This window comes from uncultured Dialister sp. (assembly GCF_900541605.1).
Taxonomy (GTDB): Bacteria; Bacillota; Negativicutes; order Veillonellales; family Dialisteraceae; genus Dialister.
Genome location: NZ_UQKJ01000093.1, coordinates 1 through 7572, shown reverse-complemented (window position 1 = coordinate 7572; position 7572 = coordinate 1). Strand labels below are relative to the sequence as shown.

Genomic DNA, 7572 nt, shown 5'->3' with positions numbered 1-7572 from the left:
TTTTACAGGAAAGAGTGTTTTCTGACGATATTTTCTTGATTAAATCAGCGTTTCCTTAGTAGTGGTGGCAGCACGAAAAAATCAGGAATGAGGAATAGTTTCGGCAACAACACAATTCATATAGCGCCGCAAATAATGATGCCGCCAACGGCGCTGGACTGGCTGGCGATATATTTGATCAGATGGGTTCTTGAGCCAGTCGGGTCTTTGGGCCAAACCCATCAGTTCTCATCAGCTGACCTCCCCCTCTGAGGAGACAATCAAACGGGACTCGCAGAGAACCATCGAGCGATTGATCGTCCTGTGAAACTTTTCCCACCGGACTCCCCTCTCTCGAGAAAGTGGGTCTACTGCAGTGTTCACTGCACGTTTCAGGTGCAGAGTTATTAGAATTTCATCTGCAGCGAAGCCGCTGCCCCACCTCGACCTCAGTCTCAATCTTATCAGCGCCTCCTCCCCTGGTCATCAGGCACTGCCATGAGGAAGTCATACCCCTGTCCCCAGGACACAGTCACGTCTGCCCCCTTCCGTGATAAAATAAAGAAGAACAGTAATTACAAAAGGAGGCTCGTCTCATGGCTTTTCGATTTCACCGGCGTATCAGAATCATGCCCGGCGTGACTATTAACCTGGGAAAGAGGGGTATTTCTACGTCCATCGGTCCCCGGGGAGCGAGGATTACCATTGGCAGTAAGGGTGTCCGGTCCACAGTGGGCATACCGGGCACCGGGATTTCCTATACGAAGTACCGATCCTACAAAACCGCCGCCGGAGGAAAGCCATTCATTTCTGTGTGTCCCTACTGCGGCCACCACATGCGGAAATTTTGGACGAATTGCCCAAACTGCGGCGCTGACCTTCTCCATGAACCGGAGCCCCTTCCCCAGCCTGCCACTCTCCGCTGTCCGAAATGCGGCAGTGTATGGGTAGATAATGGGCAGATCCATTTCTGCCCCAACTGCGGATCTCCCATAGAACAATCGGTCACACCTCCATCGCCGTCTGCTCCCACCACCCTGGCGCCGCACCGCGAAAGCAGCTTTGAGATTTTCGGAATTACGATAAAGACGGTCCTCCTGCTGGTGGGTATCATGGGTTTTGTGATCATCATGTGCTCGTTGTGAAAAGCATTCCATTGGCTGAGCGTCATGCAGACGGACGGGGCTCCTGACTGCCAGCTGTCAGCTTTTTGTAACAGACTGAAGTTCGAATATGTAGGAGCATCGAACCTTTACCCTTGAGCTGAATGGGTCCTTCAGACCGAATTCATTACCACCTCTAATCCTCGTGTAGAGTCATTAGTATTCCATCTGCAGCAAAGCCGTTGCCAGACATACTAAGACGGTACTTCCCAATTTGTGCGCCGCCACATGTAAAGGGAAAGTGGATCACCGCACACCACCATTCCTCAGTCCTAATAAAAAAAGACTGCCAGCAGGCAGTCTTTCTTCTTGAAATCTTATTTCAGGCGCAGGCCGAGTTTTTCTCCCAGTGCTCTGTAACGTTCAATGTCTTTGCGGCGGAGATAGTCCAGCATGTTTCTACGCTGGCCGACCATCTTCAGCAGTCCGCGGCGGGAATGATGATCCTTTTTGTGGGATTTCAGATGTTCGGTGAGGAGAGCGATTCTTTTGGAGAGAATAGCAATCTGGACTTCCGGAGATCCGGTGTCGCCTTCATGAACGGCATACTTTTCAATGATTTCTTTTTTTGCTTCAGCTGTTAACATAATAGCCTCCTAAAATAAATAAATTGCTGTATCAAGGTCTGCGCCGGAGATGCGCCGGACTGAGATACAGTTCGTACCTTTGCTATTATACCGGCTATGAGTGATCAATGCAAGGGGCATATAAATATTAATATCGATTCTGTAGAATTTCCCGGAATAGGCTGTTTTTTCTATCATTATTCCATATAATGGAGTCAGAGTGAACAGCAGTGTTGATAAATGAAAGGAGCAAACAATGAAAGTTGTAGGCATTTCTGAAATAAGCAGGAAAGCCAGTGACCTTCGGAAGTTGTACCAGTCCATCCAAAAGGAAGCCGATGGATTTTTAAACAGTCATGATGTATTCTCCATGAAGGACGTTAAGACATATGATGACCCAAGGCTGAAGCAGATCAATGCCATCCTGAAAGATAAAAACATATCCAAAGAAGTAAAAGCAGTTTATGAGGAAGAAAAGGTATGGCTCCTAAAAAAGCAGGTGAAAATCCTTACCCACTGTCTGGATGGTTTTATACCGGAGAGTAAAGATGTCCTCATTTTTTATCTGTACGATTCCATGGAAATCTATGATCCCCAAAATTTTGTGCGCCCCATGGACCCCCACCATCCTGTCAAGGGACTGAAGGAATTGACCTTTGACAAAGCTGAGCAGGTATACCATTTACCTCTCAATATCTGCGGCAACCACTATACCGTCTGGTACTGTGATAATTCGTTCAATGCCATCGACGAAGATATCGGCACGGTGTGCGTGGAAGATGAGGACGGAAATTTTCTCTTTCTGGATGAACTCTTCGCTATCACCGGTGTCTACGATGAAAAATCGGATACCATCGCTCCTATGAATTTAGATGACTTGAAGCAGGTCTATATCTTTGTATCCAGAAATGGAGAAATGGTGGAGCCGGAAAATGTTTCGAAGTACTCCTGGAAAAAGCTGATAGAAGACAATGACAATGACATGACGGATATGGAATGGTAAGATTGAAATCGAGGCCGAGAAAGAAAAGAACGGTACTATTAGCCCTAAATATCATAATTCGATCTCTCCAGGTTTCTACGTACACGCAGTCCCAATCCGTCCCTCGTACAGTTCCCGCGAATCGAGAGCTAAAAAACTGCTGTTTGGGAAGAAAGCCGGGACATTACCCGGAATTAAAGAACCGGGCTGTGGGAAAATTCCAAAACCATAAAAATGACAAAGGACTGGGAGAAATCAGGTTTCTCTCAGTCCTTTTCTTATCCCAGAAGTACCCGGTCGCTCATGGCTCCGGAGTTTTCTTCAAATTTTTTCAGCAGGTCATCAATGGTAAGTTTCTGCTTTTCTTCCGGCGTATAATCTGCAATAATTGTACCGCTATTCATCATAATGAGGCGGTTGCCATATTTCAGGGCATCCCGCATGTTATGAGTAATCATAAGGGTAGTCAGGTGCTGTTCATGGACAATTTCATCGGTAATCTTCAGCACTTTGGATGCGGTCTTCGGATCAAGTGCTGCCGTCGGTTCATCCAAAAGAAGGATGTCCGGCTTTTTCAGGGTAGCCATGAGGAGAGTCAGGGCCTGACGCTGGCCACCGGAGAGGAGACCAATTCTTGTAGTAAGCCGGTCTTCCAGTCCCAAATCCAGACGGGCCACCATTTCCCGGAATTTTTCATGATCCCCGCCGGAAAAGGCCCAGCGAAGCCTACGGCTTTCTCCCCGACGGGAAGCAATGATAAGGTTTTCTTCCACCTGCATACCTGCAGCTGTCCCTTTCAGAGGGTCCTGAAATACGCGGCCAATATATTTGGCTCTCTTGTATTCACTGACCTTTGTCACATCGGTGCCATTGATTTCGATGGTACCACTATCGGGAATGTAGGCACCGGCAATGGAGTTCAGAAGGGTACTCTTACCGGCGCCATTGCTTCCGATGACGGTGCAGAAATCGCCATCATTCAGTGTGAGGGAAAGATGGTTCAGCGCCTTCTTTTCATTGGTGGTTCCTTTGAAAAATGTCTTGCTGATATCCGTAACTTTAAGCATACTCAGCCCGCCTTTCCGATATTAATCTTACCCTTTACCATGGGGGCTGCCAGAGCCAGCATGACGAGGATGGCGGTAAACAGTTTCAGGTCATTCGGCGGCATGCCGAGGTACAGGACGATGGCAATGACCACACGGTACAGGATAGATCCTACCACCACGGCCAGAAGAGATGCAGAAAAGCTATCGGCACCAAGAATAACTTCACCAATAATAACGGAAGCCAGGCCGATGACGATGGTACCGATACCCATGCCCACATCGGCAAAACCATTATTTTGTGCCACCACAGCACCGCAGAGGCCAATAAGGGCGTTAGAAATAAAGAGGCCCATAATGATCATGGTATCCGTATTGACGCCCTGGGCCCGAACCATCTGTGGATTGAAACCGGTAGCCCGGATGCACATGCCCAGTTCTGTACCGAAAAACCAGTAAATAAAGGCGGAGATAATAATCATCAGTACAGCCGGCACCAGAAAGGCTGCCACAGACTGACTCACATGGAGCATATGGGCAGTGGTAGAAAATACAGTATCTACCCGAAGCAGGGAAATATTGGCTTTTCCCATAATGTGAAGGTTAATGGAATAGAGAGCAATCATGGTCAGGATACCGGCCAGAATGGCTGGTATCTTCAATTTTGTATATAAGATACCGGTAACAGTACCGGCAACCAGGCCTCCAACGGCACCGGCTACAATAGCCACCCATGGAGAGGATCCTGAAGCAATCAGGGAAGCCGCAATGGCCCCTCCCAGGGGAAAGCTTCCTTCACAGGTCATATCCGGTACGTCCAGTACCCGGAATGAAAGAAATACACCGATTGCCAGAATGGACCACATAAGGCCCTGGGCAACCGTGGAAATTGCCAAATCTACCATTTTATTCCCTTTCTTCTGTATAATTCAGATTCTATTCTACTATACTTCCAGTAATTCATCAGGGTCTTGCAGGCTGTCCGTCATAGAGATACAATTTCCGTGCTCTCTGCCACAGGTCTCCAGGAAGCGGGATATTCAGAAGGTTGACTTCCTTCATGTTAATCACAATATCCGGATCCGACTGATGGACAATGGGCATATCTGACGGGATAAGATCTCCTTTCAGCAGTTTTGCCGCAATTCGTCCGCCCGAGAAACCCATCCGGTAATAGCTGGGAGATACAGAAAGAACTGCTCCTCTCCGTACCATTTCCGCCTGTTCCCCGATGATAGGAATGCCGGCAGCATTCATCATCTTCACGATTTCATCAAAATGGGCAAGCACATCTCCATCTTCCGGTACATAAAGGGCTGTCACATGGCCAACGAGCTTATCAATTTGGGGAGCTGCCAGCTTATCAGGAGAAAAAGCTACTTCATAGAGATGAAGTCCCTTCCGCTCCGCCACGTCCCGAAGGATTTCTACCTGAAGCACAGAGGCCTGGTCCTGGGGATTATAAAGAATTCCCAACTTGCTCACAGAGAAACAGCGACGGGCCATGCTGATCTGGTTCAGCACCGGCGGGTTATCGGAAATTCCGGTAAAGTTCTGGTGATCCGCAAAAGCCTTATCCCTTTTGAAGTTCATCACCCCAACGCCAACCACCGGAATGCTCTTCGTCACTTTCGCCGCTTCTTTGGCGGAATCTGTACCTACGGCGATGATCATGTCCTTTTTTGTTCTTGCAAATTTCTTAGCTGCTGCTTCCAGTTTCTTGTCATTGCCATCGGCTTTGATGATTTCCAGCTTTACATTTTTCTTATAGCCCTCTGCTTCCAGGGCTGCCAGAACACCGGCAGTCATCTTATCCTGCTCCGGAAGATTATCGGACTGCAGAATACCTACTGAATAGGAATCTTTCGCAGCAATCGGCGCCACGTCTTCCTCCTGGGGCTCTGCCGTAGAAGACTGATATAAAAGGACAGCCATTATCACATTGCAGACCGCAAAAATAAGCATTAACCACCAAAGCTGTTTCAGTTTAGAAGCCACAACTACATACCCTTTCCCTTACAAACAAGATCCCATAGAGAAGGGTAACTCCCGGAATATCGGAAGTTACCCTCATCATGGACCCTTTATTGTCAGATCATTTCTGCCCTGTCAAGCACTTCCTGGGGAATCTTGATTCCCAGAGTTTCCATTTCATTCTTATTGATGTAAAGTTTCGTTTTATCGGCACCTTCCACAGGGAAATCTTTCACGGTCTTATTTCCCTTCAGAATTTCTGCAGCCATCTGGCCAGCCCGATGGCCGATATCGTAGAAGCTGATGGACTCCGATGCCAGGACACCATTCTTTACATGACCTACTTCTGCGCCATAAACCGGAATCTTTTCCCTGTTGGCCACAGCCATAAGTGTAGGAATGGAGGAGGCGATAATATTATCCGTAGGCACATAGATAGCGTCTACTTTGCCTCCCAGGAAACCTTCTGCCACCTGCTGTACATCGTTCACGGAATTTACTGTAAGTTCTACTACATCAATGCCAAGAGGCTGGCAGTTCTCTTTCAGATGCTTAGCCTGGACCACCGAATTGATTTCACTGGAATTGTAAATAATACCGATTTTCTTCACATTCGGCTGGATTTCTTTAATCAGTGCCACCTGCTTATCAATGGGGCCCCGGTCATTGGTGCCAGTGACATTGCTGTCCGGTGCTTTTTCCGATTTCATGAGCTTCGCATTTTCAAAATCAGAAATAGCGGTGCAGATAATCGGAATCTTATCGGTGGCATTGGCCATAGCCTGGGCCGCCGGTGTGGAGATGGCACAAATCAGGTTATAGTTGCCGGAAACGTAGCGGTTTGCTATGGCCTTCAGATTGGACTGGTCACCCTGGGCATTCTGCTGGTCAATTTCCACCTTATCCTTCAATCCCGCTTCATCCAGAGCATCCACGAAGCCCTTGTTGGCGGAATCCAGTGCCGGATGCTGCACAATCTGCACAACACCCACCTTCATTTTGCCGCCGGAGCTTCCACTGCCGGAGCCGCCCTGACTGTTTCCGCAGCCTGCAAATACGCCAGCTGCCAAAAGGCCGCACAAACCGGCGGCCAGAATCTTCTTCCATTTACCTCCTGCCATTCTACTGTTCCTCCCTTTTTTAATTTAGCAAACATCCAAATCCCGTTTATCTTCACCTACTATGCAAACCATCCTTGAAAAAATGGGAACCATGAATTTTTGCTATGAACTTGCGATAATTATAGCATACTTCAAGAGGAGATACCACATACAAAAGAGCTTCAGGCTGAGGCAGAAATCCGATGATTCTGCCTGCAGCGTTTTCTTTTATGGCGGAGTGTCTATTCCAGTGGTTACTCAGATAAACCGGATAATTATGGACAATAAAAAAACGCTTCCCCTGCAGGAAACGTTTCTTTATCCATTATTCTTCAACAGTCTTGCTGACGATCTGTTTGCCTTTATAGTAACCGCATACAGGGCATACATGATGAGGTTTTTTCAGTGCATGGCACTGTGGGCATTCCACGAGACCCGGAACAGTCAGCTTCCAATTTGCACGTCTCTTGTCGCGACGGGATCTAGAACTTTTTGTCTTCGGAACCGGCATTCTTAGCACCTCCTTACCTATCGGCCGTAATGCCGCTTGATTGCTTTTACGTACTTTAATGTACGACAAGCTGGGTAGATAAAATTATCAACTTCATCATTATACGAAGAGAATGGATTTTTGTCAAGGAAAATGTAGTGGAAAGCGCTAGGGAAGCGCTGATTAAATCGTTGTTCGATTATACTCTTGTATTTTTATGCAATACAAGGAATAATCCGACGCGAATAGCGAGCTATTTAAAGCAGCAGTCC

General features: G+C 47.5%; 8 protein-coding genes. 2 read left to right on the top strand and 6 right to left on the bottom strand.

Annotation, left to right across the window (positions count from 1 at the left end):
- The first annotated feature begins 575 nt into the window (after nucleotides 1-575).
- Complete coding sequence (locus QZR21_RS06940; protein ID WP_296097843.1) at nucleotides 576-1124, top strand: DUF4236 domain-containing protein; 549 nt, start codon at nucleotides 576-578, stop codon at nucleotides 1122-1124.
- Between the two features lie 335 nt (nucleotides 1125-1459).
- Here QZR21_RS06940 and rpsO read toward each other — a convergent pair whose 3' ends face one another.
- On the bottom strand, nucleotides 1460-1729 hold the full coding sequence (rpsO, locus tag QZR21_RS06935) for a 30S ribosomal protein S15 (RefSeq protein WP_363142976.1): 270 nt from the start codon (nucleotides 1727-1729) through the stop codon (nucleotides 1460-1462).
- A 235-nt stretch (nucleotides 1730-1964) separates the two neighbouring features.
- On the opposite strand from rpsO, the gene QZR21_RS06930 reads away from it, so the two are divergent.
- The gene (locus tag QZR21_RS06930) at nucleotides 1965-2711 is read left to right on the top strand and encodes a hypothetical protein (RefSeq protein WP_296097845.1); all 747 of its coding nucleotides are present in this window, start codon (nucleotides 1965-1967) and stop codon (nucleotides 2709-2711) included.
- A gap of 257 nt (nucleotides 2712-2968) precedes the next feature.
- On the opposite strand, the gene QZR21_RS06925 is transcribed toward QZR21_RS06930, so the two are convergent.
- From QZR21_RS06925 to rpmF, 5 genes are all read right to left on the bottom strand, one after another.
- Nucleotides 2969-3757, bottom strand: a complete 789-nt coding sequence (locus QZR21_RS06925; RefSeq protein WP_296097846.1) for an ABC transporter ATP-binding protein — start codon at nucleotides 3755-3757, stop codon at nucleotides 2969-2971.
- A gap of 2 nt (nucleotides 3758-3759) precedes the next feature.
- A complete protein-coding gene (locus QZR21_RS06920) occupies nucleotides 3760-4641 on the bottom strand; it encodes an ABC transporter permease (protein ID WP_296097848.1) in 882 nt (293 codons plus the stop codon).
- A 58-nt stretch (nucleotides 4642-4699) separates the two neighbouring features.
- Entirely contained in the window at nucleotides 4700-5620 is a 921-nt protein-coding gene (locus QZR21_RS06915; protein ID WP_296974564.1) for an ABC transporter substrate-binding protein, read from the bottom strand.
- A 206-nt stretch (nucleotides 5621-5826) separates the two neighbouring features.
- Nucleotides 5827-6831, bottom strand: coding sequence for an ABC transporter substrate-binding protein (locus QZR21_RS06910; RefSeq protein ID WP_296974562.1), 1005 nt, complete (start codon nucleotides 6829-6831; stop codon nucleotides 5827-5829).
- 304 nt (nucleotides 6832-7135) lie between these two features.
- Nucleotides 7136-7321: a 50S ribosomal protein L32 gene (gene rpmF / locus QZR21_RS06905; RefSeq protein ID WP_296097854.1), complete on the bottom strand. Its 186-nt coding sequence runs from the start codon at nucleotides 7319-7321 to the stop codon at nucleotides 7136-7138.
- Between the last annotated feature and the right edge of the window lie 251 nt (nucleotides 7322-7572).